We start from the raw sequence: 26,641 nt of genomic DNA, 5'->3' as shown, positions 1-26,641 counted from the left end.
GGGGTTACCCGCCGGTTCGGTGCCGGACAGGTGCCGATAATCTCCTCTTTGTGGCAGATGTGAAGCGAACAGACGGCCGGGATCGGCTCGACGGCATGATGACCGGCATGGCGCGCGGGCGGGTCGCCCTCGGCGTCGCGGCGCTCGTCGCCCCCAAGCTGACCGTGAAGGCCATGGGCATCGGCGGCGGCACCGACCCGGGCCGCGACTACATCGTCCGGGCGTTCGGCGCGCGGGAGATCGCGCTCGGCGCCGGCTACCTGCTCAGCAGGGACGACTCCGGACGCCGGCTGTGGGGCAGGATCGGCCTCGCGGTCGACTCCCTCGACCTGGTGGCCGGCCTGAAGACCCGGCCGGGCCTGCCGCTGTGGGTCACGGCCGGGGCGGTCGGGGTCGCCGGCGGCGCCGCGGCGCTCGGCGCGGCGAAGGTCGCCAGCGACCTCACGGGCTGACCCGCGTCCCACGCCCCGGGCGGCCTTGTCCGGGGCGGCGTCCGCGGGGTGCCGTGAGCGGAGGGCCGAGACTCAGCTCACATGGCGTTGCGCCGCGGGCGTTGTAATCTCATACTGACTAACCGAATCTCACTCGGTTTCGGGACGGAACCCCACAATTTGGAGGCGTAGTGGCCGAGGCGTACATCGTCGGCGCGGTCCGTACCCCTGTCGGTACCAAGAAGGGCGGCCTGAAGGACGTCCACCCGGCCGACCTCGGGGCCCACGTGCTCAAGGAGCTCGTCAACCGCACCGGCGTCGACCCCTCCGCGGTCGAAGACAACATCATGGGCTGCGTCATGCAGGTCGGCCCGCAGTCCCTCGACATCGCCCGCACCGCGTGGCTGTCGGCGGGCCTGCCGGAGAACGTGCCCGGCGTGACCATCGACCGGCAGTGCGGCTCGTCCCAGCAGGCGATCCACTTCGCCGCCCAGGGCGTCCTGTCCGGCACCCAGGACCTCGTCGTCGCGTCCGGCGTCGAGCAGATGGCCGTCGTCCCGATGGGCTCCTCCGTCGCGATGGCCCTGGAGAAGGGCATGCCCTTCCCCTACGGTGACGGCTGGGCCGAGCGGTACGGCCAGCAGGAGATCTCCCAGTTCCGCGGCGCGCAGCTGATGTGCGAGAAGTGGGGCTTCAAGCGCCAGGACCTGGAGGAGTTCGCCCTCGAGAGCCACCAGCGCGCCAGCAAGGCGATCGAGGCGGGCTACTTCGACCGGGAGATCGCGCCCATCGCCGGCGTGTCCAAGGACGAGGGCGCCCGCCCCGACACCACGCTGGAGAAGATGGCCGGCCTGCAGCCCCTCCGCGAGGGCTGGGACATCACCGCCGCCGTCGCCTCGCAGATCTCCGTCGGCGCGTCCGCGCTGCTCATCGCGTCCGAGGAGGCCGTCAAGCGGCACAACCTGACGCCCCGGGCCCGCATCCACACCCTCGCGGTCTGCGGCTCGGACCCCGTCTACATGCTGACCGGCCCGATCCCGGCCACCGAGAAGGCGCTGGAGCGCAGCGGCCTGAAGATCGACGACATCGACGTCTTCGAGGTGAACGAGGCGTTCGCCCCGGTGCCGATGGCGTGGGCCAAGGACACCGGCGCGTCGCTGGAGAAGACCAACCCCAACGGCGGCGCGATCGCCCTCGGCCACCCGCTCGGCGCCACCGGCGGGGTCCTGATGACCAAGCTGCTGCACGAGCTGGAGCGCACCGGCGCCCGCTACGGTCTGCAGACCATGTGCGAAGGCGGCGGCCAGGCCAACGCGACCATCATCGAGAGGCTGTAGGGCTTTAGCCCCGGAGCCCGAGCGGCGGACGCCGCATCGCTTCGTCGGCCGCCCCTTGGAGCACCCCGCTCCAAGGGGCGGTCAACGTGCTCGGGTGGTTAGGGAAAGGGCTGGCGCATGTACGACACGATCCTCTACGAAGGCGCGGACCGGGTCGCCCGCATCACGTTGAACCGGCCCGAGGCGCGCAACGCGCTCAGCGACCGGATGATCGACGAGTTGCTCGACGCGTTCGAACGGGCCAAGGCCGACCCGGACGTCCGGGTCATCGTCCTGACGGGTTCCGGGGACCGGGCGTTCTGCGCGGGCGCCGACCTCGGCGGGCTCGGCGAGAACGGCCTGGCCGCCCCGGAGGCGATCCGCGAGAGCGCGCCGTTCCGCCTCTTCACGGCGTTCCCGAAGCTCGGCAAACCCGTCATCGCCCGGCTCGCCGGGCACGCGGTCGCGGGCGGTCTGGGGCTGGCCGCCGCGTGCGACCTGGTGATCGCCGCGGACGACGTCAAGCTCGCGACCCCGGAGGTCAACGTCGGCCTCTGGCCCATGATGATCATGGCGATCATCAACCGGAACGTCGCGCCCAAGCACGCCTTCAAGCTGTACTACACCGGCGCCCGCATCACCGCCGCCGAAGGACGCGACATCGGCCTGGTCAGCGAGGTCGTGCCCCGCGCGGAACTCGACGCCCGGGTGGCCGAGCTGGCGGGGGTCATCGCGGCCAAGAGCCCGCTCGGGCTGCGGCGCGGCCGCGACGCCTTCTTCGCCATCGAAGGACGGCCCCTGGAGGACCAGGTGGCGCACCTGCTGGGCGAGCTGGTCGGACTGGCCGCCACCGAGGACGCCAAGGAAGGCATCACCGCCTTCCTGGAGAACCGCCCGCCGGACTTCAAGGGCCGCTGACGCGCCCGCCGGCCGCCGGTCAGCGGCCGGGCGGGTACGTGGGGCCGTACGGTCCGCTCCCAGTCGGCGCGTACGGGCCGTTCGGGGGCTGCCCGCCTGCGGGGTGGGCCCCGGTGGGGTAGGGGCCGCCAACGGGCGGACGAGGGCCGTGCAGGACGTTCTGGTACGGCCCGGCGCCGTAGTCGGACGGCGGCAGGAACCGCGGCTGCCCGGGAGCGGGCGCGCTGAACGGCGGCGGAGCCGGCGGCCCCTGCCGAACCGGACCGGCGGGCGCGGCCCCCGCCATCGCCATCGCCGGGACGGCCACCGGGGTCCACGACGGCAGGCCGAGGCGCTGCATCCGGCGGGCGCGGCGCTGCGCCAGCCGCCACTCCTCGCGGTGCCGCCGCTCCGCGAGGACGGCCGACAGCACGATCTCCGGGCGCGCGCCCGGCGGCGGGGGCGGGCTCACCACCTCGGCGACCTGCGCGGCGATCCGCTCTCCCAGCGAGTCGCGGACCTCCGGCAGCAGCTCCCAGAAACGCGACAGGTACTGCCGGGCCGTCATCGCCAGTTCGTCCGGCAGCATCGACAGCTCCAGCGAGCGGGCCCACCCGGCGAGCTGCGGCGGCATCAGCGCCACGGGCCGCAGGTGCACCGCCTGGCCGCGCTCCTGGATCACGATCGTCCCGGCGAACAGGTCGCCGAGCCGCTTGCCGCGCCGGTTGCAGAACGAGGTGATCAGCGCGGGGGAGCCGTAGAACGTCCAGAACTCGATGAAGCCGGCCAGCGCCCGCACCAGGGCCTGCCGGAACCGGACCGGCCCGCCGTCGTCGGAGACGACGCGGAGCCCGACGGCCATCTTGCCCAGCGTGCGGCCCCGCGTCAGCGTCTCGAACGCGCACGGATACCCGACCAGGACGGCGACGACGGCGAGCAGCGTCAGCCCGACCGCCCACGCCTCGTCGGCGACCAGCGCCGTCATCGCCGTGAAGTAGACGACGATGTTGAGGATCACGAGCTGGAAGATCACGTCGAGCAGGATGGCGCAGCCCCGGCTGGCCAGGCGCGCGACCCGGATGTCGAGCGCGACGGCCTCGCCGGTGACGAGTTCGGCCATGTCCTGCTCCTCCGTTGCCGACCGCCCGGGCGATTGCCGAGGCAGGTCCATTTTGCCGGTTCGACAGGTGAAGACGTTAGTCTCCCCGGGTGGACGTTGACGCCTACGTGGCCGCGCACAACGCCGAGTGGCAGCGCCTTGAATGGCTCATCAACCGCGGCCGCAAGCTGACCGGCGCGGAAGCCGACGAGCTGGTCGAGCTCTACCAGCGGGCGGCGACGCACCTGTCGGTCGTCAGGTCGAGTTCGCCCGACCCCCAGCTCGTGGGCCGGCTGTCGTCCCTCGTGGCGCGCGGCAGGGCCGCGGTGGCCGGGGCGCAGGCCCCGCTCTGGCGGGACGTCACCCGCTTCGCGAAGGTGTCGTTCCCGGTGGTCGCCTACCGGGCGCGCTGGTGGTGGATCGGCTGCGCCGTCCTCGGCAACCTGGTGTCGCTCGCCCTGGCGATCTGGGTCGTGCACAGCCCCGAGGTGCAGGCGAGCCTGGGGACGCCGGACGAGATCCGCGAACTGGTGGAGCACGACTTCGCCAACTACTACACCGAGCATTCGGCGTCGTCTTTCGCGTTCAAGGTCTGGGTCAACAACGCCTGGGTGTCGGCGGTCGCGCTGATATTCGGCATCCTGCTCGGCATCCCGACCGTGTACGTGCTGCTGCTGAACCAGATCAACCTCGGCCTGATCGCCGGCCTCATGTTCGCCTATGGCAAGGGCGACGTCTTCTTCGGCCTGATCCTCCCGCACGGCCTGCTCGAACTCACCGCCGTCTACCTGGCGTGCGCCGGGGGACTGAAACTCGGCTGGACGATCATCGATCCGGGGCCGCGCCGCCGCGGCCAGGCCCTCGCCGAGGAGGGGCGCGCCGCCGTGAGCATCGCCCTCGGCCTCATCGCGGTGCTGCTGGTGTCCGGCCTCATCGAGGGGTTCGTCACCGGCTGGGTGCACGTCACGTGGCTGCGCATCGCGATCGGCGTGGTCGCCGAGGCCGCGTTCCTCGCCTACGTGATCGTCCTCGGCCGCCGCGCCGTCCGCCAGGGCGAGACCGGCGACGCCGACCTGCGCCCCGACATGGCCCCGGTAGCGGGGTAGCGGCCCCTGCGAGAGCCGGGCCTCACAACCGCCCGGCGGCCTTGAGGGCGAGGTAGGCGTCGGCCAGGGCCGGGGCGATCTCGTCGGGCGGCGCGTCGACCACCTCGACGCCGTGGCCGCGCAGTTCCGCGGTGAGGCGGCGGCGGTCGGCGCGGGCGCGCTCGGCGGCGGCCGCGTCGTACACGGACGCGAGGTCGCCGCGCCCCGCCGCCATCTCCCCGACCCGCGGATCCGACACCGCGGCGATCATGACCAGGTGCCGGGCGGTGAGCTGCGGCAGCAGCGGCAGCAGGCCCTCCTCCATCGCGGCCGTGTTCAGCTCGGTGAGCAGCACGACCAGGCACCGCTGCCTGACCCGCGCCATCAGCGTCGACACCATCCCGGCGGCGTCGCACTCGATGAGCTCCGGCTCCAGCGGCGCGAAGGCGTGCACCATCGCGGGCAGCAGGTCCGTGCGGGAGGCGCCCTCGACGCGGGCGCGGACCCGCCGGTCGTAGGCCAGCATGTCGACGCGGTCGCCGGCGCGGGACGCGAGGGCGCCCAGCAGCATCGCGGCGTCCATGGAGCAGTCGAGGCGGGGGATGTCGCCGACGCGGCCCGCGGACGTGCGGCCGGTGTCGAGGACCAGGTAGATGCGCCGGTCGCGTTCCGGACGCCACGTCCGGACGACCACGTCGTTGCGCCGCGCGGTGGCGCGCCAGTCGATGGAACGGACATCGTCGCCGTCCACGTACTCGCGCAGGGAGTCGAACTCGGTTCCCTGCCCCCGGATCAGGGCCACGTGGGCGCCGGTCAGTTCGCGAAGCCGTGCGAGCTTGGCGGGGAGGTGGCGGCGCGACGGAAACGCCGGCAGGACACGGACCGTCCAGGGCGCCGGACGCGAAAGCTGCCGCGCGGCCAGCCCGAGCGGCCCGACAGAGCGGACCACGACGGTGACGGCCTTCCGGTCTCCCCGGCGGGTCGGCGTCAACGTCATCTCGATGCGGCGCCGTTCCCCTGCGGGCACGCTCACCTTGACCATGCGGGGCGTGGCACCGGCACTGGGCGGCCACACGTCCCGCAGGCGCGCCTTGAGACGCCGCCGCCCGAGGTTCTCCACGATGAGCGAGACCTTGGCCGCCTCACCGAGACGGACGTTCGTGGCGCCCGCGCGGTGGAAGCGCAGTGCGCGCACGTTCCCGGCCAGGGCGACGTCCAGGACGACACCGAGGAACAGGGCGCCCCACACCGCGAACAGCGTCCACCAGCTCGGCACGAACAGCGGGACTAGCGCGCCGAGGAGCGCCAGCAGGCCCAGACGTCCGGTCAGCGCCATCAGCGCGGGGCGGGGACGTGGGCGAGGATGCCCTCCAGCACGCCGTCGGCCGTCGCGCCCTCCAGCTCCGCCTCGGGACGGAGCTGGACGCGGTGCCGCAGCGTCGGCCGGGCCAGCGCCTTCACGTCGTCCGGCGTCACGTAGTCGCGGCCCGACAGCCACGCCCACGCACGGGACGTGGCGAGCAGCGCCGTCGCACCACGCGGGGACACGCCCAACTGGAGCGACGGGGACTGCCGGGTGGCGCGGCACAGGTCGACGACATAGGCCGCGACCTTGGGGTCCAGGTGGACGGCCCTCACCGCGGCCCGGCCGGCGGCCAGTTCGCTCGCGCCCGCGACGGGTCGCACCTCCGACAGGTCGCGCGGGTCGAAACCGGCCGCGTGCCGCTGGACCATGGCGATCTCTTCGTCCCGGGTGGGAACGGGCACGGTCAGCTTGACCAGGAACCTGTCGAGCTGGGCCTCGGGCAGGGGGTAGGTGCCCTCGTACTCGATGGGGTTCTGCGTCGCGCACACCACGAACGGGTCGGGCAGAGGACGCGCGGTGCCCTCCACGGAGACCTGCCGCTCCTCCATGGCCTCCAGGAGGGAGGCCTGTGTCTTCGGAGGCGTGCGGTTGATCTCGTCGGCGAGCAGGAGGTTGGTGAAGACCGGCCCCTCGCGGAACTCGAACTCCGCGGTCCTGGTGTCGTACACCAGCGAACCGGTCACGTCGCCCGGCATCAGGTCAGGGGTGAACTGGACGCGCTTGAAGTCCAGGTCGAGTGCGCGTGACAGCGTCTTGATGAGCAGCGTCTTCGCCGTACCTGGGACGCCCTCCAGCAGGACGTGGCCGCGGCAGAGCAACGCGATGACCAGCCCGGTCACGACGGAGTCCTGCCCGACGACCGTCTTGGCGACCTCCCCGCGCAGCGCCGTGAGCGCCGCGCGGGCCGTCTCGCCCTGGCGGCGCGTCTCCTCGGAGATCCCGCTCGGCGGAGTATCGCTCAAGGCGCCCGCGCCGCCGGGCACGTCGTCCTTTCCGAGCTCTACTGGGTGGTTCAAGACTGGCGTACCTGCCTTTCCAGGTCGTCTAGGACGTCGCTGAGGGCGATGAGGCCCGCGTCGTCCAAGGGTTCAGGACCGTACAGGGCCGCGCCGACGTACGTCTCGTCGTGGGGAGTGCGGTAGGCGACCGCCGTCACGATCTCCTGCGCGGCGGACGGGTCCTGCGCGCTGCTGCGGGGGAGCCCGAGCAGCGGGACGAGACGTTCGCGCGCCCCCGAACGCAGCGCGTCCGAGGCCCGGTCGCGGGCGTGCCCGGCGCGGTAGAGGCGGGAGCGTCCCTCGACCGTCTCGGCGGAGCGGACCACGACCGGCAGCGCCTCCGCCACGACCGGGCCCAGGCGGCGGCCCCGCCACAGGGCCACCAGCAGCACCGCGACCAGGAGCTGGAAGATGAACAGCTTGACCCCGAACGGCAGCAGGTCACCGAGCGACTGCTGCCCGGCCGCCGTGCCCTCGGTCGGGATGTCCGGAACCAGCCAGACCACCGACGTGCCCGTCCCCGCGGTGTCCGGGCCGGTGGTGCTCGTGCCCAGCAGGTTCATGGCGAGGGCCGCGTTGCCCTCCTCAGTCAGCCGCCGGTTCGTCAGCGGCGAGGTGGAGCCCAGCACGGTGACGGTCTTGGCCCCGTGCCGCACCTGGACGACCCTCGGACCGCCGAACTCGGTCCCGTAGCACGTCGTCACCGCGCCCGTGACGGAGGCCGTCACCTCGTAGGTCTCCGACTCGTGGAGGGCGACCGGTCCCGCCAGTGCGGCGGCCTGCAGGTTGCAGCCGGGCTCGTCGGCGTCCTCGAAGGTCGGGCCGTCCTTGCGCACCCGCGGGGCCAGGTCGGCCAGGGCGAACGACGTGGGCCGCACGAGCACCAGATCGACCTGCGCGCCCGCCAGCCGGGTCAGGTCCTCCCGGGTGAGGCGCTCGGTGCGGGTGACGAGCATGACCGTCCCGGGGGCGGACTTGCGGACGGCGTCGTCGGCGTCCCTGGCCACGTGCACCGGCGTGCCGTTCTGGCGGAGGATCTCCGCGAGCGCCCTGCTCCCGTCCTGCGTCGGCGACGTCGGGTCGAGCGCCTCCGGCGAGGTCGAGGGACGCAGCGCCGCGAGGATCACGGCGATCACGACCATCGCGAGGAGCACCGCGACCACGCCGCGGGCCGACCGCCAGCGGCGCCCCGCGACCTGCCGCGCCGACGGCGGCTCCGCGCCCGGCCCGGCCTGCGCGTTCCGGGGCGCGTTCTGGGGCGGGGTCTGGGTCACCATCGCGGGCCCCCGTCCTCGCCGGCCGCCGCGAGCGTCAGGCCGCCGTCGTCCTCCAGCGGCTTCGGCCGCGCCGCCCGCAGCCGCTCGTCCACGTCCTTCACCCGCGTGTACCCCTCGGCGGTGCCGGGACGGTCGCCGTACCAGACGTCGTCGAAGACCAGCACCGCGGCGCGCAGGTCGCCGGCCAGTTCCGGCACGGCCTCGCCCGCCTCGGCCGCGAGCTCGTCGGCGGTGCGCCCGGGACGCGCCGCCAGCACCGCCCGCTCCTCCAGGTCGCGGGCCACCGCGCGGAGCCGCTCCCGGATCGCCTCGGCCCACTGCCCGGCCGCCGCGTGCCGTTCCGCCGCGTCCCTGTGGTCGATCGCGGTGGACGGCTCGTCGCCCAGCAGGGCGTCCCGCCGGGAGCGGAGATTGCGGCGCCCCCGCATCAGCCAGAACACCAGCCCGACGGCGAGGAGCACGACCACGACGATCACGGCCACCGACACCCAGCCGCCGCCGCTGCCCTGCGTCTCGGGACCGGGCGGCCGGTTGAGCAGATCCTGCAGCCATTCGGAGAAGGAGTCCCAGACGCGCTCCAGCCAGGACGGCTTGTCGCGCTGGTAGATCTGCTTGTCCAGCTCCCGGCGGGCCATCTCGCGGGCCTCTTCACGGCCGACCGGGTCGAGCGCCGCGAGCCCGGACGGCGACGTGAGAGCGGACGCCGTGGACGTGGTGGTCACGGATGCGCCCCCGTTTCCGGACGGCGTGCCGGCCCGGGGCCCGTCCGCCACAGTTCGATGAACCCCTCCTCCGGGTCGGCGCCGTTGCCGGCGGCCGCGGAGTGCGCGCGGGGTGTCGCCGACCTCGCGGCCGCGTACCCCTTGCTGCGCAGTTCCAGGTCGAAGCCCTCGCGGCGCATCCGCCGGTCCATGTAGAGCAACGCGATCACGCCGGCGTCGAAGGGCAGCACCACCGACCAGCTCACGATCCGCCCGAGCGTGTCGACGGCGAGCGCGGCCATCGTCGAGTCGGCGCCGGAGGAGTCACCGAAGAAGACCACCTGCACGAACAGGAACGGGATTCGCAGCGCGAAGAAGCCCATGAACACGGTGATGAGCAGTGCCGCCAGGAGAGTCCCGCACGTTCGCCACCATCGGCCCTTGGACAACGTCACCGCCCGGCGAAGCGCGCCGCCGACGGTCTGCCTCTCCAGAACGACCGCTGGGACGGCCAAGACGAACAGGAGGTAGAGCCACACCATGAGGCCGATGCCGACGGGGAAACCCACAACGGCGGCGGCCGCGCTGAGCCCCGGGTTCGCGTCAACGGCGAGAAGCAGGAGGAAGGGCATGATCGGCAGGATCAGTGCGCCCAGGGAGATTCCCATGACGGCCGCCGCGGTGACGACCAGCCTGCCGAGTCTCGGACGGGCGTCCCGCCACGCCTGCCTGGGCGCGATGGACATGCCCACAAGCTCGCGGCCCAGGATCGGTGCCAGCAGCCCCGACAGCAGGAGGATTCCGTAGGCCGACAGGATGAGGCCCAGAACCGTGAGGGTGAGCTGCGCTCCCAGCGACTCAAGCAGGACTTCGGGGGTGATCTCGTCCCGGGCCTCGTCGCCGATGAAGAAGTACGCGGCGACGGAGCTCGTGACCTGGATGACCGTGCTGATCACGACCGCGAGCCCGAGTGACGTGCGCGGCCGCCGCCGGATCCCGGCGACCGCCCCGTCCAGCATCTCCGAGATGGACAGCGGGCGGAACGGGACGGCCTGCGCGTCCAGCGCGTCGGCGTCGTCGTCCCGGCCGTCCGGTCCCGGCATCTCGGCTCCTGCGATCTCTGGCGAGTCCCGTGATCTCCCCCGAGGCCGCGCCTCGGCGGGGGTCTGCCCGGCGCGTCCGCCCCGCGACCCCGTTCCGGGCCCCGCCACGACCGCCGGTCAGGTCATCCTGTCACGGGCGAGGTGCCGTGATTGCCGTTCCCAGCCCGAAGCGTGTCGGTCTGCGGTATTACCGGGATGACCGGGCGCCGTATTCCGCCTGGACCTCGGCCCCTTGCGCGCGTTTCGGCGGTCGCCCCTACAATCCCCTGCCGCCCCCTCGAAACCCGGGAGAGCCATGGACGACACAAACGCGGGTAACCTGGCACGCCAAGGCATAACTCTCCCTGGCGAGGTGGGGCGGGAGCACAGCGCCTGCGAGTACCTTCCATCCGGTGTCCGGCGAGGTCCGGCACCCGCCGTACCCGGCGACGATGCGGAGCACTCACTCCACCGAACCCCGACTTTGCGACGATGAGGGCCATGAGAGGACGTGTACTGGTCGTCGACGACGACCTCGCGCTCGCCGAGATGCTCGGCATCGTGCTGAGAGGCGAGGGCTTCGAGCCCTCGTTCGTGCACGACGGCGACAAGGCGCTCGAAGCGTTCCGGGAGACCCGGCCGGACCTCGTGCTGCTCGACCTGATGCTTCCGGGCGCGGACGGCATCGACGTCTGCCGCCAGATCCGCGCCGAGTCCGGCGTGCCGATCGTCATGCTGACCGCCAAGAGCGACACCGTGGACGTCGTCCTCGGCCTGGAGTCGGGCGCCGACGACTACATCGTCAAGCCCTTCAAGCCCAAGGAGCTGGTGGCGCGCGTACGCGCCCGCCTGCGGCGCACCGACGAGCCCGCCCCCGAGACCCTGCAGATCGGCGACATCACCATCGACGTGGCCGGCCACTCGGTCAAGCGCGGCGACCGGCACATCCCGCTGACGCCGCTGGAGTTCGACCTCCTGGTGGCGCTGGCCCGCAAGCCCCGGCAGGTGTTCACCCGCGAGGTGCTGCTGGAGCAGGTGTGGGGCTACCGGCACGCCGCCGACACCCGCCTGGTGAACGTCCACGTGCAGCGGCTCCGTGCCAAGATCGAGCGTGACCCGGAGCGGCCCGAGATCGTCGTCACCGTGCGCGGCGTCGGTTACAAGGCCGGTCCCGCCTGAGGGGGCCGGGTGCCGCATGACCTCCTCTTTTCCTTGACATCGCGTACGATGTCCGCACGTATCGTGACAGCGCGTGGCGCGGGAGATCACTTCCCATGACGCCGTGACACAGCACCCGTCTCACCCGTCTCCACCGACCCGCCGTATCCCCGTGGCACGCCGATGACCGTCAAGCAATCCCGCGGAAACCCGCGCTTCCCAGGGCCGCGCCGCTTCCCGGACCTCCCATGAGAGCCGACATGAAGCGGGCCAAGCGGTTCGTCCGGCGCGGGCTGATCGCGGCCCAGCGCGTCCTGCGGGGAGCCGTCCGCAGCGGCTACACGCGCTGGCGCCGGTCGATCCAGGTACGTGTCGTCACGTCCACCCTGTTCATTTCGGCGATCGTGGTCGCCATCCTGGGCGCGTTCCTGATGCAGCAGATCTCGTCGGCGCTCATGGACGCGAAGGTCAAGGCGGCCCGCCTCCAGTTGGACGACGGCTTGGCGCAGGTCCAGCGCGACCTGGGCAACTCGCCCGGGGACGACAGCAGGCTCAACACGACCATCGACCGGCTGAAGTCCCGCAGTGGCCCGTCCGGGCTGTACGAGGTCTACATCCGCGACACCACGGAGCAGTACTTCGACGGGTACACGACCAACGAGCTGCGCCAGGAGAGCGTTCCGCCGCGACTTCGTGAGAAGCTGCAGAGCGCTCCCCAGGGAACTCCTGCCTACACCTACGGCGAGCTGTCCTACGTGGGTGACCGTCCGTCCGAAAGTGGCCTCATCGTGGGAGGCAGGACGGGCCAGTTCGAGCTGTACTACCTGTTCTCCCTTGAGGAGGAACAGCGCACCCTGACCAACGTGGGGCGGTCCCTGGCCGGTGTGGGCATCGTGCTTCTGCTGCTCTTGGCCGCGATCGCCTCCCTGGTGACGCGCCAGGTCGTCATACCGGTGCGGCTGGCCGCGCAGGGGGCGCAGCGGCTCGCCGCCGGACGGCTGGAAGAGCGCATGAGGGTTCGCGGTGAGGACGACCTGGCGCGCCTCGGCCGCTCCTTCAACGAGATGGCCGCGAACCTGCAGGAGAAGATCGGCGAGCTGGAAGACCTGTCCCAGGTGCAGCGCCAGTTCGTCTCCGACGTGTCCCACGAGCTGCGCACGCCCCTGACCACCATCAGGATCGCCGCCGACATGCTCTACGAGAACCGCGACACCTTCGGTGACCCTTCTGTGGGGAGGTCCGCGGAACTGCTGCAGAGCCAGCTGGAGCGGTTCGAGGCACTCCTGGCCGACCTGCTGGAGATCAGCCGCCACGACGCGGGCGCGGCGACACTGGACGCGGAGTCCCTCGACATGCGCGACCTCGTCCTGCGCGTCGTGGGGGACATCCAGGGACTGGCCGAACGCAAGGGCAGCAAGCTCGTGCTGCAGCTGCCCGGAGAGCCGTGCATGGCCGAGGTCGACCGCCGCCGTGTCGAGCGCATCCTGCGCAACCTCCTCGTCAACGCCGTCGAGCACGGGGACGGCGAGGACATCATCGTGTCCGTGGCCGCCGACCGCGACGCCGTGGCCGTCGCCGTGCGCGACCACGGGGTCGGGCTCAAACCGGGGGAGGGCCAGATGGTCTTCGACCGCTTCTGGCGCGCCGACCCCGCCCGCGCCCGCACCACCGGAGGCACCGGCCTCGGCCTGTCGATCTCCCGCGAGGACGCGCAACTCCACGGCGGATGGCTGCAGGCGTGGGGAGAGCCCGGCGTGGGCTCCCAGTTCCGCCTCTCGCTGCCTCGCGTGGCCGGGGCCGAGCTGAGGGGCTCGCCGCTCCCGCTCGTCCCTCCTGGGGCCGGTGACGCCCGTCCGCTGTTCGCGGAACTGGAGGTGCAGGAGTGACGATCCGGATCACGCGCCTCCTCGCCGCCGCCGTCCTCCTCGTGGGCGGCGCCGGATGCGCGAACGTCCCGAGCGGCGGGCAGGTCGTGACGGGCGAGTCCGCCGAACGCGCCGAACGGGTCGACGACCCCTACGTCCGGCTCATTCCGGTCAGACCGCGCCCCGAGTGGGGGCCGGCCCAGATCGTCTCCGGGTTCCTCGCCGCGTCGGCGAGCTTCGACGACAACCACAAGGTCGCCAGGCTCTACCTCGGCAGGCAGAACTCCTGGGACCCGGGACTGCGGCCCTCCGTGACCGTCCTGGCGAGCCGTGTCACCGACCCCCAGATCGTCAAGGCGACCGACGACCAGGCCACGGTCAGGATCACCGGGGAGGAAGTCGGGACCATCAGTTCCGACGGCCAGTACACCGCGTCCCCGAAGACGCTCGACGCCACGTTCCAGCTCGCCAAGACCCAGGAGGGCGTCTGGCGCATCACCGGCCTCCCCGGCGGGGAGAAGGCGGGACTCCTGCTCACCCAGGACGACGTCGAACGCGCCATGCGCACCGTCAACCTGTTCTTCTACGCGCCGGACCGGCACACGCTCGTCCCCAACGGCATCTTCCTGCCGGTCGTGAACCGCCAGACCTTGCCGACCCAGCTCGTCCACGCGCTGCTGACCGGCCCGACCTCCTGGCTCAAGGGCGCCGTCCAGACCGCCTTCCCGGAAGGGACCCGGCTGAGGCGCCCCATCCGGGTCGAGAACGAGGTCGCCACGGTCGACCTCACCAAGGAGGCCCGCGCGGGCAACCTCGACCGGATGTCGGCACAGCTCAGCTGGACGATGCGACAGCTCTCGGAGATCAAGCGCTGGCAGTTGCGGATCGACGGCGAACCCGTCACCCCCAGCGACATGGACTCCACCCAGCCCGTGCACGCCTGGGAGGTCAACTCACCCGACGGGCGCGTCCCGCGCGACGAAGCCCATCAGAACGCCTATGTCGTCGGCCCGTCCGGCTTCCTCGGCACCATGGAGGAGGACCAGGCCCAGCCCGTCGTGACCGGTCCCGCCGGAAGCCTCTCCCGGCCCGCAGTCGCCCCCGACTACCAGGAGCTCGCCGGACTGAGCGCCGCGGCCGACCAGGTCCTCGTCGCCGCCCCCGTCACCGGTACGCCCGCCACCCGCGTACTGCTGAACGCCAAGGAGGGAGCCCGCTTCACCGCACCGTCCTGGAGCCGTGACGGCACCCTGTGGGTCGTGGAGAGCAAGAAGGACGAATCCTGGCTTTGGGTGCGCCGACGCGGGGAGGCGCCCGTACACGCCGCCCACTGGGGCTTGGGTGGACGTCAGGTTCTGGAGTTCCGCGTCGCCCGCGATGGCGTCCGCGCAGCGGTCATCGCCCGCGTCGACGGCCGCCCCCAGGTGCAGATCGGCCGCATCGCCCACGCCCCTGACGGCTCGCTGGACGTCGGCTCGTTCCTGCCCGTGAGTTCGGAGCTGCAGGACGCCGTCGACATCGCCTGGCGCGACTACAACACGCTCGCCGTCCTCGGACGTGCCCAGCGTGACTCGCAGACCCTCCCGTTCCTGATGCCGATCAGCGGCAGCGCGATCACGTCCCTCGGTGTCGGTTCCCTGGGCGAGCCCCGGACGATCGCGGCGGCCCCCGGCGCCCCGATCCTCATCGGCACCCGCTCGTCCGGCAAGGACCAGGTGTGCCGCCAGCGTTCGCCCAGCAACTCCTACAGCCCGTGGATCTGTCCTACACCGGCCAAGGACCCCAGCTACCCCCGCTGACGCGACACGCTCGACCGCCCGGGAAACCGTGCTGATACGTCCCGGCCCTGTGGCGCCCGCCCGGTTCGGGGGCGGGCCTGGTCCATGCGCCGGGTTATCCACAGGTCGCGGATTTCGGGACGGGTGCCGACCCGCGGCCGCATCGTCGAGGCATGAACCTCATCGCGGACCTGCTCGACCTGATCCTCCCGGAGCACTGCGCCGGATGCGGTGCGGCTCCCGTCCTCCTCTGCGACGCGTGCGCACTGCCCCTCCAGGGCCCCGCGAGACCCGCCAGGACGGCCTTTGAGGGCCTGCCGCCCCCGTGGACCGTGACCGCCTACGAGGGCCCGCTACGGGCGATCCTGGCCGCCTACAAGGAACATGGGCGCACGGCTCTGGCCGTCCCGCTCGGCGCGGCCCTGGCCACAGCCGTCCAAGCCGCCCTGACTCCCCACCACCTCTCCTCACCGAACACACCGGGAGCGCATCTGGGGCATGACCCGCCGTCCCTGGTGTGGGTGCCGTCGAGGCGCGGGGCCACCCGCCGACGCGGCCACGACACCCTGCGGGGATTGGCGGACGTCGCGGCGCAGCGATTGCGGACGGCGGGCGTACCCGTGACCCCGGTGGACGCCCTGAGGCAACGCGTCCGGGTGGCCGACCAGGCCGCGCTCACCGCGGCGGAACGCACCGCCAACCTGGAAGGCGCACTCGACGTCACCCCACACGCCGAGCTCGCCGGCCGCACGGTGGTCCTGGTCGACGACGTAGTCACCACCGGCGCCTCCCTCACCGAAGCGGCCCGAGCCCTCCGCGAGGCAGGAGCCGACCTGCTGGGCACCGCCACCATCGCGGCAACGCCCCGCCGACGCGGGAGCTCGAAACGTGGCGGTGCGCGGGCCGGGTGGTTCTGGTGATGATCGGGCCTGATGGGGGCCGGAGTGGCATGTTGACCGATTCTTAACGGGGTGGGTGACTTTCTTCACGTTCGGGAGGAAGGGGGGCAGGTAGTTACGGTTGGTAGTTGGTCGGGGCAGGGTTTTGTGGGGAGGTATCGGGTTATTTGCGGCACATCACCCCAGAGGGAGGGGTGATTCGGCAAACTCACCGCGGGGTCAGTCCGACCTGACCTGCGGGGGTCCCGGGGGCGTATCTGCCGCGCACACGGGGGTTCACGGCATGTGACGGGGCCTCGGGTAAGCGCGCGGGTACTCGCCGGGGCAGGTTCCGATGACGGTCAGTGAGTTTTTCCTCGGGCCACCCCCCTGACATTCGTGGCGTAAGGGGTTAGCGTTCCTGACATGGCACCCGCCCGGGTCCGTGGTTGCGTCGGACCGCAGTGCTCGTCAGGAGCACGACCGGTGGTCCGGCTAGCCGATGCCAGGCGCAGGCGAAACGGCCCACGTAAGGCGACTTCTCGTCGACCGATCACGGTGCGCCTTAGAGGTAAGTCCTGCCCCGTCGGGGGATCCGACATCCCCCGAGCAGGGAGAAGGGCAGTAGTGGCGAGAGCGCCGCGAGCCCCTCAGCAGGCGGATGTGGGGACGAAGACCAGGTCGGCCGGGCGGGTGCGACCCACCGTCTTGTGGGGCCGGCCCGGGGCGAAGGGCACTTTCCCTCCCGCATGTGCCGAAGGCCGGCACATGGTGCGTATCACGAGGGTGGGACGTGTTCCGCCAGGGATCCCGGGCAGGTCGACTCGTATCCGGGAGAAGGGGGGGCCCGCGTGAACATCACCGTTAGGGGCCGGCACACCGAGGTCAATGACAGGTTCCGCCGGCATGTCGACAACAAACTGGCCAAGATCGAGCGGCTCAACCAGAAGGTGATCCGCGCGGACGTGGAGGTGTCCGAGGAACATAACCCGCGGCTCGCCGACCAGCGCGAGAGAGTCGAGCTCACGATCCGCTCCCGCGGCCCGGTGATCCGGGCCGAGGCCGCCGCGGACGACCGGTACGGAGCCCTGGACCTGGCTCTGGGCAAGCTGGAGTCCAAGCTGCGCCGCGACGCCGAGCGACGCAAGGGCCACGGCGGCAAGGGCCGCGCCAAGCTCGCGACCATGGAGACGCTCCCCGAAACGCTCCCCGAACCGCAGCCGACCGCGCCCGAACCCGCCGACGAAGAGGCGGAACCGGTGCGGGTCTCGCAGGACGAGAACCTCGTCCCCATCCCCATGGACGGCGACGGCCCCCTCGTCGTCCGAGAGAAGTTCCACAAGGCCGAGCAGATGGGCATCGAGCAGGCCCTCTTCGAGATGGAACTCGTCGGCCACGACTTTTTCCTGTATCGCGACAAGGCCAATGGGCTCCCCTCGGTCGTATACCGGAGGAGAGGCTGGGACTACGGAGTCATCAGGCTCGTCGAAGAGTGATGCGGCACTCGCGTCACGTCACCGTCCGAACCATGTAATGATCTGCGAAGGCGTACCAGCCGATCCGCGGGCGCGGTGGCCGCGGGGGGTTCCGGTACGGCGCGAGCGCCGCTCGCCCGGTCCGGGACTCTCGGGTCACCGCCCCGCGGCGGCACGCCCCGCGGGGGCCCGGACCCGCGGCGGCCGCCCGGGAACCTCCCGGGGCGCACAGCAGTTCCACCCGGGAACACCCGGCCCGAAATCCCGTGGGTCCGCACCCGGAGCCCCTGGGTTCCCGGGGACGTCCCCGTCGGAGAGCAACCCTCCGGTACATCCAGACTGCTGAACAGTGAAGGGGGGAAGCGGCGTCTCCTCCACGCCGCGACTCTGGTGAGCGAGAATCCCGAGGCTCGCGACGCCGCGGCGGTACCCCGGCAGGCCGGGGGCCGGCAACGCGGCGCCGGCTCCATCCCCGCCGCCCGGGAGGCGGCACCGCCGCCCGGAACGGCCGACCCGATCCGCGTGCTCATCGTCGACGACCATGCGCTGTTCCGCAGAGGTCTGGAGATGGTCCTCCAGGGCGAGGACGACATCGAGGTCATCGGCGAGGGCGGCGACGGGCACGAGGCCGTCGAGATGGCCGGCGACCTGCTGCCGGACGTCGTCCTGATGGACATCAGGATGCCGCGCCGCAGCGGCATCGAGGCGTGCACCGCCATCAAGGACGCCGCGCCCAGCGCGAAGATCGTCATGCTGACCATCAGCGACGAGGAGGAGGACCTCTTCGAGGCGATCAAGGCCGGGGCCAGCGGCTACCTGCTGAAGGAGATCTCCATCGACGAGGTCCCGCAGGCGGTCCGCGCCGTGCACGGCGGGCAGTCGCTGATCAGCCCGTCGATGGCGTCCAAGCTCATCACCGAGTTCGCCGCGCTGGCCAAGCGCAGCGAGGAGCGCACCCAGCAGGTCCCCGCGCCCCGCCTCACCGAGCGCGAGATGGAGGTGCTGCGGCTCGTCGCCCGCGGCCTCGGCAACCGGGAGATCGCCCGGGAGCTGTTCATCTCCGAGAACACGGTCAAGAACCACGTCCGCAACATCCTGGAGAAGCTCCAGCTCCACTCCCGGATGGAGGCCGTCGTCTACGCCGTCCGGGAGAAACTTCTGGAGATCACCTGAGCGGTCCGATGCGACCGGCAATCGGCTTTTGTCGGTGTCGTGCCGTAATATCACCGGCGTGGTCGAGGTAGAGCTCAGCGCGGACGAGGCACGGCGGCTCCAACTGCGCGCCCAGGGGTTCCTGGGCGCGCGGCGGAAGGGCGGCGTACCGGCGATGCTGGAACGGCTGGGCGCCGTCCAGCTCGACACGATCTCGGTCCTGGCCAGGTCCCACGAACTGGTCTCCTACGCGCGCCTCGGCCCGGTGCGCCGCAGTGCGATCGAGGCCGCCTACTGGGGCCGCCGGAACGGCACCTCAGGGGCGTTCGAGTACTGGGCCCACGCCGCGTCCGTGCTTCCCATGGACGACTGGCCCCTGTTCGGGTTCCGGCGCCGCGCCTATCTGCGCCGCGGCTGGCGCTGGCACAAGGTCCCCGAGGGCGTCTGCGACGAGATCCGGGCGCGCCTGAAGGCGGACGGTCCGCTCACGACCAGGGAACTGGGGGGCGCCAAGGCCAGTGCCGACTGGTGGGACTGGAGCGACCACAAGATCGGCATCGAGTGGCTGCTGGACATCGGCGAGGTGGTCTGCGTCCAGCGCGTCGGCTGGCGCCGCGTCTACGACCTCGCGGAGCGGGCCGTCCCGTCCCGGCTCCTCGCGCAGGACCCCGACGACGACACCTGCCTGACGGCGCTCGTCGCGCGCGCCGGCCGGGCCCTCGGCGTGGCGACCCGCGCGGACCTCGCCGACTACTACCGCGTCAAGCAGGACCAGGTCGACCGCGTGATCGACGAGACCGGCCTGGTCCCCGTGTCGGTCGCCGGATGGTCCCAGCGGGCCTGGGCCGACCCGGGGGCGCTGGCCGACCCGCCGCGCGGCAGGCACGTCACCACCCTGCTCTCGCCGTTCGACTCCCTCGTGTGGGACAGGGCCCGCACCTCCCGCGTGTTCGGCTTCGACCATCGCCTGGAGGCGTACGTCCCCAAGGCCAAGCGGGTCCACGGCTACTTCGCGATGCCGCTCCTGTCCGGCGGCCGCCTCCTCGGACGCGTCGACCCCGCTAGAGAAGGCCGCACCCTCATCGCCCGCCAGGTCTCTCTAGAACCCTGGGCCACGCGGACCCGATCCCGCACAGAAGCCTCGGCGACCGCCCTGGCCAAAGCCCTTTGGCAAGCCGCCACCTGGGTCGATTGCGACAACATCCACATAGACCGCACCGACCTCCCCCAGCCCCTACTCAAGGCCGCCCTGAAAGACACCACCCCGACCGAGCACGGGGCACCCACCTGAGTACGCCCCCGCGCCACCGACGAGCACACCACCGTCCCGCTATAGCGCGCCCATCAAGAAACAAGCACCCCGCTTAGACGGCGGCGTGGCGGGTGGCGATCCGGTCGGACGCGGCGGTGAGGTGCCACGACGCGGGCGGCGACGGCGTGAACGAAGCCTGCAAGCGTCTTAGGTGGCCGAGACGCTCAGCCCCGCACGCGAGCGCGTGACCTGACCGGCGGGGCGCAGCCGGAGGCGAGCCCCGCCGGGAAGATCGCGAAGCGATGGCGCGCTCGCCCAGGCCGGGTCACGGAGCGAGCGCCAGCGAGCGCAGTGGGCCTGAGCTGCAATGAACACGCGTCAGCCGTGGGGGGATGTCTGGGGGTCGGTCGCCACGGGGCTTTCCAGGGACTCGCCTTCGGGGCCGCCGCGGCGCTTCGCGGTGCGGGTACCGAAGACGGAGTAGTCGACGATCTCGGGAAGCACCCGGGGGGCGTCCACGACCACGTCGGAGAACAGGTGGACCATCCAGCTGACGACGAAACCGGCGACGATGATGCCGGCGCCGACCCAGAACATGATCCACGTCGGGCCCAGGCAGAGCGCGACGCCGCCGACGACGAATCCGATGAAAATGATGGTGACCGCCACCCAGGAAGCGGGGCGGCCGGCGTGTGACCCGTGGGACTCTCCGGACATTGCGTCTCCCTCCATGCTGTGAGTCATCCTCTCCGCGGCCCGGAACGTCAAACGAGACGCGCAGTGGATTGCGCTGCGGAGTGACCTAGACCATTCTGGGTCTCGCCTACGATGGGCATCGTACGTGTGGTGTGCGTGCCGCCTGGAGCGGTGAACCACGATCTGCAAGGAGCCTTCGAGAGTGCCGCCAGTCATCGACAAGATCCTTCGTGCGGGCGAGGGAAAAACCCTGCGCAAGCTCAAGAAGCTCGCGGATCAGGTCAACTCGATCGAGGAGGACTTCCTCGAGATGAGCGACGCCGAGTTGCGCGAGCTGACCGACAAGTACCGGGAGCGCCTCGCCGACGGCGAGACCCTGGACGAGTTGCTGCCCGAGGCGTTCGCGACCGCACGCGAAGCCGCCAAGCGTGTGCTCGGGCAGCGGCACTTCGACGTCCAGGTGATGGGTGGAGCCGCCCTGCATCTGGGCAACATCGCCGAGATGAAGACCGGTGAGGGCAAGACCCTGACCGCTGTGCTCCCGGCCTACCTGAACGCCCTTTCCGGTGACGGCGTCCACATCGTCACCGTGAACGACTACCTGGCCAAGCGCGACGCAGAGTGGATGGGCCGCGTCCACCAGTTCCTGGGTCTCGAGGTCGGTGTCGTCCTCGCGCAGATGACGCCCGAGGAGCGCCGCGCGGCGTACAACGCCGACATCACCTACGGGACGAACAACGAGTTCGGCTTCGACTACCTGCGCGACAACATGGCGTGGAGCCTGGAGGAGTGCGTCCAGCGCGGCCACAACTTCGCCATCGTGGACGAGGTCGACTCGATCCTGATCGACGAGGCCCGCACCCCCCTGATCATCTCCGGCCCGGCCGAGCAGAACTCCAAGTGGTACGCGGAGTTCGCCAAGATCGCGCCCCGGCTGAAGCGCGCCGAACTGGTCAGCAGTGCCGGGCAGGTCGACGAGTACGGCCCCGGCGACTACGAGGTCAACGAGAAGAAGCGCACGGTCGGCATCACCGAGTCCGGTGTCGAGAAGGTCGAGGACTGGCTCGGCATCGACAACCTCTACGACTCGGTGAACACGCCGCTGGTCAGCTTCCTGAACAACGCGCTGAAGGCCAAGGAGCTGTACAAGCGCGACAAGGACTACGTCGTCATGAACGGCGAGGTCCTGATCGTGGACGAGTTCACCGGGCGCATCCTGCATGGCCGCCGCTACAACGAGGGCATGCACCAGGCCATCGAGGCCAAGGAAGGCGTGGCGATCAAGGACGAGAACCAGACCCTCGCCACGATCACCCTGCAGAACTACTTCCGCCTCTACAACAAGCTGTCCGGCATGACCGGAACCGCCGAGACCGAGGCGGCGGAGTTCAACAAGACCTACAAGATCGGCGTCGTGCCGATCCCGACGAACAAGCCGATGATCCGCGATGACGTGGCGGACGTCGTCTACAAGACCGAGCAGGCCAAGTTCGAGGCCGTCGTCGACGACATCGCCGAGCGGCACGAGAAGGGCCAGCCGGTCCTGGTCGGCACCACGTCGGTGGAGAAGTCCGAGAAGCTGAGCAAGATGCTCAAGCGGCGCGGCATCCCGCACCAGGTGCTGAACGCCAAGCACCACGAGCAGGAGTCGACGATCGTCGCGGAGGCGGGCCGCAAGGGCAGCGTCACCGTCGCGACGAACATGGCGGGCCGCGGCACCGACATCATGCTCGGCGGCAACCCTGACTTCCGCGCCGACCTGGAGCTGCACCAGCGCGGGCTGTCCCCGCTGGAGTCGCCCGACGAGTACGAGTCGGCGTGGCCCGAGGCGCTGGAGAAGGCGCAGGAGGCCGTGAAGGGCGAGCACGAGGAGGTCGTCGACGCGGGCGGCCTGTACGTCCTCGCCACCGAGCGGCACGAGTCGCGGCGCATCGACAACCAGCTGCGCGGACGGTCCGGCCGGCAGGGCGACCCGGGCGAGTCCCGGTTCTACCTCTCGCTGGAGGACGACCTGATGCGGCTGTTCAACTCGGCCCGCGTCGAGTCGATCATGACCCGGCTGAACATCCCGGACGACGTGCCGATCGAGTCCAAGATCGTCAGCAATGCGATCAAGTCGGCGCAGAGCCAGGTCGAGCAGCAGAACTTCGAGATGCGCAAGAACGTCTTGAAGTACGACGAGGTGCTGAACCGGCAGCGCAAGGTCATCTACGCCGAGCGCCGCAAGGTGCTGGAGGGCGAGGACCTGCACGAGCAGGTCCGCCGGATGATCGACGAGGTCGTGGCGGGCTACGTCGCGGGCGCCACCGCGGAGGGCTTCGCCGAGGAGTGGGACCTCGACAAGCTGTGGAAGGCGTTCAAGGCGCTCTACCCGATCTCCATCACGGTCGAGGACCTGGAGAAGGAGGCGGGCGGCGACATCTCCGCGCTGGACGCCGAGACGCTCGCGGCGAAGATCCGCGACGACGCGCAGGCGGCCTACGACAAGCGCGAGGAGCAGCTCGGCGCGGAGGTCGTGCGCGAGCTCGAACGCCGCGTCGTCCTCTCGGTCCTGGACCGCAAGTGGCGCGAGCACCTCTACGAGATGGACTACCTCCAGGAGGGCATCGGCCTGCGGGCCATGGCGCAGCGCGACCCGCTGGTGGAGTACCAGCGCGAGGGCTACGACATGTTCAACGCGATGCTCGACGGCATCAAGGAGGAGTCGGTCGGCTACCTCTTCAACCTTGAGGTCGAGGTCGAGGACCAGCCGGAGACCCCCGCCGTCGGCGCGAAGCCCGTGTCGGTCGCCAAGTCCGCTCCCGCCACCGGCGCGGAGGAGGACACCGCCCCCTCCGACGACGTGGAGGAGGCCGACGAGGCCCCCGCCATCAAGGCGAAGGGGCTGGAGAAGCCGTCGCGTCCGAAGAAGCTGGACTACTCGGCCCCGACCATCGACGGTGACGGCGGCGTCGAGCACCACACCGAGGAGACCAAGGACGAGTACGCGGGCGTGAACCGCAACGACCCGTGCCCCTGCGGCTCGGGCAAGAAGTACAAGCGGTGCCACGGCGACCCCCGCAACAAGAACAAGTAGGAACACACCGCGGAAGCGGCCTCCCGGGATCGGGAGGCCGCTTCCGCATGTCCGGGCCCGTCCACCGGCTCGACAAGCCGCAGGTCAACGGACCGGGGGGCCTTGGGGGCCGGGGGCCGTTGTTTCGAGGGCCGTGCAGCGCCAGCGGCCGCGGGCGTGGTCGAGGCGGAGGGCCAGGGCGTGCACGCGGCCGGCGATGACCACGACGGCGGTCGTCTCGGCGACCGCGGGGGCGGGGCGCTGCAGCCTGGTCGACAGCACCTTCGGCGGGACGATCCGTGCCCCGCGCCGGGTCGCGGAGCGGAGCCGGGCCATCTCCCGGCACACCGGCTGGACGGCCACCAGGGACAGCTGGGCGGCCGGGCGCGTCCCCGCGAGGATCTCCACCACGAGCCGCACGGCCGCGTCCGCGACGGCGCGGACCTCGGCGTCGACCCCGTCCGCCGGGCGCACGAGCCGCAGTCCCGGGGGCCGGGCCGGGGGCGGTGCGGAGGGGCGGAGCGCCAGCGCGCCGCGGGTCGCCGCGCCGGACGGGGCGCCGCGGTACCGGATGAACCGGACGGCGGAGGGCGTGGCTGGACGTGGACGCATGCGATACCTCCTGGCTCGGTGTGCAGACAGGAGTCGCGCGGCCCGCGATAAATACGTCCTGGCCACATGCGGCCCGCCGGGTAACGCGCGGGACGGCCGCCGCGTCCGGACATGGGAAGCGGCGGGACGCCCGGGGCGTCCCGCCGCCTGGGAGCGGGTCCCGGACCGTGCGGGGAGTCCGGGACCCGTGGGAGCCGGGCCGGTGGGCTGACCGGCCCGGGTGGGGGCGCCGCGGGGATGAGGGGACCGCGGCGCCCCGGGGATCAGCCGTCGGCGGCGGATTCCTTCGGTTCGCCGCCCGGCTCCTTGCGCTCCTTCTTGGCGGATCCGGCACCGGCCATCTCCGGGTCGGCGGCGGGGTCGACGGCCGACGACTCCTCGCCCTCGGGTTCCCGGCCGGGCGTCGCGAAGTTGAACTTCTCGATCATGAACTTGAAGACGAAGTAGTACAGGAAGAAGTACACGACGCCCAGGCCGAGGATCAGCCACAGCCCCTCGGTGTTGTCCTTGCGGGCGTTCAGCAGCAGGTCGATGAGGCCCGCGGAGAAGCCGAAGCCGAGCTGGGCGCCGGCGGCCTCCAGGATCGCCATCGAGATGCCGGTGAGCACGACGTGCACCCCGTACAGGATGGGCGCGACGAACATGAACGCGAACTCGATCGGCTCGGTGACGCCGGTGACGAACGCGGTGAGCCCGGCGGAGACCATGAGGCCGCCGACCGCGGGACGCCGGTGCGGGGGAGCGGCGCGCCAGATCGCGAGGGCCGCGCCGGGCAGGCCGAACATCAGCACGGGGAAGAACCCGGCGAGGAAGCCGCCCGCGTCGGGGTCGCCGGCCAGGTAGCGGTTGATCTCGCCGGTGACGGTGCCGTCCGGGCCCTCGTAGGTGCCGAACACGAACCAGATGAGCGAGTTCGGGATGTGGTGCAGGCCGAACGGCAGCAGCAGCCGGTTGATGACGCCGTAGATGCCGGCGCCGGCGGCGCCCGCCCCGGTGATCCACTCACCGAAGTCGGTGAGCCAGCTGCCGAGGATGGGCCAGATGAAGCCGATCAGGATGCCGATCACGAGGCCGGCGAGGGCGGTGACGATGGGCACGAAGCGGCGGCCGCCGAAGAACGCCAGCCAGGTCGGCAGCTTGATCCGGTAGTAGCGCTGGTACAGCAGGGCGGCGGTGACGCCCATGAGGATGCCGCCGAGCACCTGCGTGGGGTTCGTCGCCCCCCAGTTGATGACCTGCGCCTCGGCCCCGTCCGTCACGGTGGTGATCGTGACGTTGCCCTTGAGCTCCTCGGTGTGCGAGAACATGATCTTGGACACGCGGTCGAAGACCAGGTACCCGACGACCGCGGCGAGGGCGGTGGAGCCGTCGGACTTCTTGGCGAAACCGATCGCCACGCCGACCGCGAAGAGCAGCGGCAGGGCGGCGAACAGCGCGTTGCCGGCCTCGCCGACGATCTCGGCGACGCGAGTCCAGCCGAGGCCGTCGTCGCCGAGCATGTCGGCCTGGCCGAAGCGCAGCAGGAGTGCGGCGGCGGGCAGCACGGCGATCGGCAGCATGAGACTGCGGCCGATCCGCTGCAGCACCGCGAGGGCGCTGGACCCTCGGCGTGGTGCGGAATCCACTGTCGTCGATGTCATCGCGACATTCCTCCTCAGGGGTTTTTCAGGAGTGCGGCGGGGGGTTTCCGAGGGCCGTGTGGATCTGGTAGCGGTCCGCCCTGTAGGTCGACACGCCCAGCTCGGCGCACACACCTCCGGTGTACGAGCGGCGTTGCAGGAGCAGCACGGCACTGCCCTTGGGGATCTGCAGGTGCCTGGCGTCGGCGGCGTCGGCCAGGCTGGCGTCGATGGTCTGGTCCCCGGCGTCGAAGACCAGCCCGTACACCGCCTCCAGCACGCCGTAGAGCGAGCGGTCGGCGAGGCGGCGGTCGAGGAGGTCGGGGGCGAGCGAGGCCAGGATGTGGGAGCGCTCCACGGCCATGGGCTCGCCGTCGGCGGTGCGCAGGCGTTCGATGACGTGGATCCCGGTGCCGGGTTCGACCTCGAAGATCCGGGCGAGGCGCGCGTCCGCCGGGACCGTCCGCCGGTCCAGGTCGATCGCGCCGGGATGCAGGCCGCGGGCGAGCATGTCCTCGGTGAACGAGACGAGCCGGAGCGGCATCTCGATCTTGGGGCGGGCCACGAAGGTGCCCTTGCCCGGGACGCGGTAGAGGCGGCCTTCGGAGACGAGCTGGTCGACCCCCTGCCGGACGGTCATGCGGGACAGCTCGTACCTGGCGCACAGCTCGCGCTCCGACGGGATCGGGGCGTCGACGGGCAGTTCCGCGGTCTCGATCAGGTCGAGCAGGATCGCGCGGAGCTGGAAGTACTTCGGCACGGGACTGTGCGGATCGATGGTCGTCACGAGGGTCCTCGACGGCCGCGGGCCGGATCGATGGGATTCGCAGGATTTTGACGGGTATGGGG

General features: G+C 71.3%; 22 protein-coding genes. 12 read left to right on the top strand and 10 right to left on the bottom strand.

Annotated elements, in window-relative coordinates; all coding sequences use genetic code 11:
- Positions 1-50: 50 nt before the first annotated feature.
- The 3 genes from E1289_RS06700 to E1289_RS06690 all read left to right on the top strand — a co-directional run bounded on the left by E1289_RS06700 (position 51) and on the right by E1289_RS06690 (position 2,665).
- Complete coding sequence (locus E1289_RS06700; RefSeq protein WP_243712657.1) at positions 51-452, top strand: hypothetical protein; 402 nt, start codon at positions 51-53, stop codon at positions 450-452.
- Between the two features lie 170 nt (positions 453-622).
- Complete coding sequence (locus E1289_RS06695) at positions 623-1,768, top strand: acetyl-CoA C-acetyltransferase (protein ID WP_131976381.1); 1,146 nt, start codon at positions 623-625, stop codon at positions 1,766-1,768.
- Between the two features lie 117 nt (positions 1,769-1,885).
- Positions 1,886-2,665, top strand: a complete 780-nt coding sequence (locus E1289_RS06690; RefSeq protein WP_207928825.1) for an enoyl-CoA hydratase-related protein — start codon at positions 1,886-1,888, stop codon at positions 2,663-2,665.
- Between the two features lie 19 nt (positions 2,666-2,684).
- Here E1289_RS06690 and E1289_RS06685 read toward each other — a convergent pair whose 3' ends face one another.
- Positions 2,685-3,764, bottom strand: a complete 1,080-nt coding sequence (locus E1289_RS06685; protein WP_131976379.1) for an RDD family protein — start codon at positions 3,762-3,764, stop codon at positions 2,685-2,687.
- Between the two features lie 89 nt (positions 3,765-3,853).
- On the opposite strand from E1289_RS06685, the gene E1289_RS06680 reads away from it, so the two are divergent.
- On the top strand, positions 3,854-4,849 hold the full coding sequence (locus E1289_RS06680; protein WP_131976377.1) for a stage II sporulation protein M: 996 nt from the start codon (positions 3,854-3,856) through the stop codon (positions 4,847-4,849).
- A 22-nt stretch (positions 4,850-4,871) separates the two neighbouring features.
- On the opposite strand, the gene E1289_RS06675 is transcribed toward E1289_RS06680, so the two are convergent.
- Genes E1289_RS06675 through E1289_RS06655 form a run of 5 tightly spaced genes read right to left on the bottom strand, consistent with a single transcriptional unit; the run spans position 4,872 to position 10,273 of the window.
- Positions 4,872-6,164, bottom strand: coding sequence for a DUF58 domain-containing protein (locus tag E1289_RS06675; RefSeq protein ID WP_131976375.1), 1,293 nt, complete (start codon positions 6,162-6,164; stop codon positions 4,872-4,874).
- Complete coding sequence (locus tag E1289_RS06670) at positions 6,164-7,156, bottom strand: MoxR family ATPase (protein WP_243712659.1); 993 nt, start codon at positions 7,154-7,156, stop codon at positions 6,164-6,166. Before E1289_RS06670 ends, E1289_RS06675 begins: the two co-directional genes overlap by 1 nt.
- Positions 7,157-7,206: 50 nt before the next feature.
- Positions 7,207-8,469: a DUF4350 domain-containing protein gene (locus E1289_RS06665; protein ID WP_131976371.1), complete on the bottom strand. Its 1,263-nt coding sequence runs from the start codon at positions 8,467-8,469 to the stop codon at positions 7,207-7,209.
- Entirely contained in the window at positions 8,463-9,191 is a 729-nt protein-coding gene (locus tag E1289_RS06660) for a DUF4129 domain-containing protein (protein ID WP_243712656.1), read from the bottom strand. The genes E1289_RS06665 and E1289_RS06660 overlap by 7 nt, the downstream gene beginning before the upstream one ends.
- Complete coding sequence (locus E1289_RS06655) at positions 9,188-10,273, bottom strand: glycerophosphoryl diester phosphodiesterase membrane domain-containing protein (RefSeq protein WP_131976369.1); 1,086 nt, start codon at positions 10,271-10,273, stop codon at positions 9,188-9,190. The genes E1289_RS06660 and E1289_RS06655 overlap by 4 nt, the downstream gene beginning before the upstream one ends.
- A 480-nt stretch (positions 10,274-10,753) precedes the next feature.
- Between E1289_RS06655 and mtrA the strand changes: the two genes are divergently transcribed.
- From mtrA to E1289_RS06620, 7 genes are all read left to right on the top strand, one after another.
- The gene (mtrA, locus tag E1289_RS06650) at positions 10,754-11,431 is read left to right on the top strand and encodes an MtrAB system response regulator MtrA (protein ID WP_131954228.1); all 678 of its coding nucleotides are present in this window, start codon (positions 10,754-10,756) and stop codon (positions 11,429-11,431) included.
- Between the two features lie 227 nt (positions 11,432-11,658).
- Positions 11,659-13,296 carry an MtrAB system histidine kinase MtrB gene (mtrB, locus tag E1289_RS06645; RefSeq protein WP_243712655.1) on the top strand — a complete coding sequence of 546 codons (1,638 nt, stop codon included), beginning with the start codon at positions 11,659-11,661 and terminating at the stop codon, positions 13,294-13,296.
- Positions 13,293-15,074 carry an LpqB family beta-propeller domain-containing protein gene (locus E1289_RS06640; RefSeq protein WP_131976367.1) on the top strand — a complete coding sequence of 594 codons (1,782 nt, stop codon included), beginning with the start codon at positions 13,293-13,295 and terminating at the stop codon, positions 15,072-15,074. The genes mtrB and E1289_RS06640 overlap by 4 nt, the downstream gene beginning before the upstream one ends.
- Before the next feature lie 152 nt (positions 15,075-15,226).
- Positions 15,227-15,973, top strand: coding sequence for a phosphoribosyltransferase family protein (locus E1289_RS06635; RefSeq protein WP_131976365.1), 747 nt, complete (start codon positions 15,227-15,229; stop codon positions 15,971-15,973).
- Positions 15,974-16,782: 809 nt separating this feature from the next.
- Complete coding sequence (raiA, locus tag E1289_RS06630; RefSeq protein ID WP_131976363.1) at positions 16,783-17,427, top strand: ribosome-associated translation inhibitor RaiA; 645 nt, start codon at positions 16,783-16,785, stop codon at positions 17,425-17,427.
- 447 nt (positions 17,428-17,874) lie between these two features.
- On the top strand, positions 17,875-18,579 hold the full coding sequence (locus tag E1289_RS06625; protein ID WP_207928827.1) for a response regulator transcription factor: 705 nt from the start codon (positions 17,875-17,877) through the stop codon (positions 18,577-18,579).
- 58 nt (positions 18,580-18,637) lie between these two features.
- On the top strand, positions 18,638-19,849 hold the full coding sequence (locus E1289_RS06620) for a crosslink repair DNA glycosylase YcaQ family protein (protein WP_243712654.1): 1,212 nt from the start codon (positions 18,638-18,640) through the stop codon (positions 19,847-19,849).
- Between the two features lie 339 nt (positions 19,850-20,188).
- On the opposite strand, the gene E1289_RS06615 is transcribed toward E1289_RS06620, so the two are convergent.
- Positions 20,189-20,527, bottom strand: a complete 339-nt coding sequence (locus E1289_RS06615) for an HGxxPAAW family protein (protein WP_131976359.1) — start codon at positions 20,525-20,527, stop codon at positions 20,189-20,191.
- Between the two features lie 181 nt (positions 20,528-20,708).
- Between E1289_RS06615 and secA the strand changes: the two genes are divergently transcribed.
- A complete protein-coding gene (gene secA / locus E1289_RS06610) occupies positions 20,709-23,582 on the top strand; it encodes a preprotein translocase subunit SecA (RefSeq protein ID WP_131976357.1) in 2,874 nt (957 codons plus the stop codon).
- An 84-nt stretch (positions 23,583-23,666) separates the two neighbouring features.
- Here secA and E1289_RS38025 read toward each other — a convergent pair whose 3' ends face one another.
- From E1289_RS38025 to E1289_RS06595, 3 genes are all read right to left on the bottom strand, one after another.
- A complete protein-coding gene (locus E1289_RS38025) occupies positions 23,667-24,173 on the bottom strand; it encodes an Rv3235 family protein (RefSeq protein WP_165970373.1) in 507 nt (168 codons plus the stop codon).
- 263 nt (positions 24,174-24,436) lie between these two features.
- Entirely contained in the window at positions 24,437-25,813 is a 1,377-nt protein-coding gene (locus E1289_RS06600) for a PTS transporter subunit EIIC (protein WP_131976355.1), read from the bottom strand.
- A gap of 25 nt (positions 25,814-25,838) precedes the next feature.
- Positions 25,839-26,579 carry a GntR family transcriptional regulator gene (locus tag E1289_RS06595; RefSeq protein ID WP_131976353.1) on the bottom strand — a complete coding sequence of 247 codons (741 nt, stop codon included), beginning with the start codon at positions 26,577-26,579 and terminating at the stop codon, positions 25,839-25,841.
- Between the last annotated feature and the right edge of the window lie 62 nt (positions 26,580-26,641).

It is taken from the genome of Actinomadura sp. 6K520, from assembly GCF_004349245.1.
Classification (GTDB): domain Bacteria; phylum Actinomycetota; class Actinomycetes; order Streptosporangiales; family Streptosporangiaceae; genus Spirillospora.
This window is presented reverse-complemented; position numbering and strand designations above follow the sequence as displayed.

Excerpts from the sequence above, each read along its gene's own strand:
- E1289_RS06655 (WP_131976369.1), bottom strand. The coding sequence starts at position 10,273 with ATGCCGGGACCGGACGGCCGGGACGACGACGCCGACGCGCTGGACGCG.
- E1289_RS06675 (WP_131976375.1), bottom strand. The coding sequence starts at position 6,164 with ATGGCGCTGACCGGACGTCTGGGCCTGCTGGCGCTCCTCGGCGCGCTA.
- E1289_RS06685 (WP_131976379.1), bottom strand. The coding sequence starts at position 3,764 with ATGGCCGAACTCGTCACCGGCGAGGCCGTCGCGCTCGACATCCGGGTC.
- E1289_RS06615 (WP_131976359.1), bottom strand. The coding sequence starts at position 20,527 with ATGTCCGGAGAGTCCCACGGGTCACACGCCGGCCGCCCCGCTTCCTGG.
- mtrB (WP_243712655.1), top strand. The coding sequence starts at position 11,659 with ATGAGAGCCGACATGAAGCGGGCCAAGCGGTTCGTCCGGCGCGGGCTG.
- E1289_RS06635 (WP_131976365.1), top strand. The coding sequence starts at position 15,227 with ATGAACCTCATCGCGGACCTGCTCGACCTGATCCTCCCGGAGCACTGC.
- E1289_RS06690 (WP_207928825.1), top strand. The coding sequence starts at position 1,886 with ATGTACGACACGATCCTCTACGAAGGCGCGGACCGGGTCGCCCGCATC.
- E1289_RS06665 (WP_131976371.1), bottom strand. The coding sequence starts at position 8,469 with ATGGTGACCCAGACCCCGCCCCAGAACGCGCCCCGGAACGCGCAGGCC.
- mtrA (WP_131954228.1), top strand. The coding sequence starts at position 10,754 with ATGAGAGGACGTGTACTGGTCGTCGACGACGACCTCGCGCTCGCCGAG.
- E1289_RS06600 (WP_131976355.1), bottom strand. The coding sequence starts at position 25,813 with ATGACATCGACGACAGTGGATTCCGCACCACGCCGAGGGTCCAGCGCC.
- E1289_RS38025 (WP_165970373.1), bottom strand. The coding sequence starts at position 24,173 with ATGCGTCCACGTCCAGCCACGCCCTCCGCCGTCCGGTTCATCCGGTAC.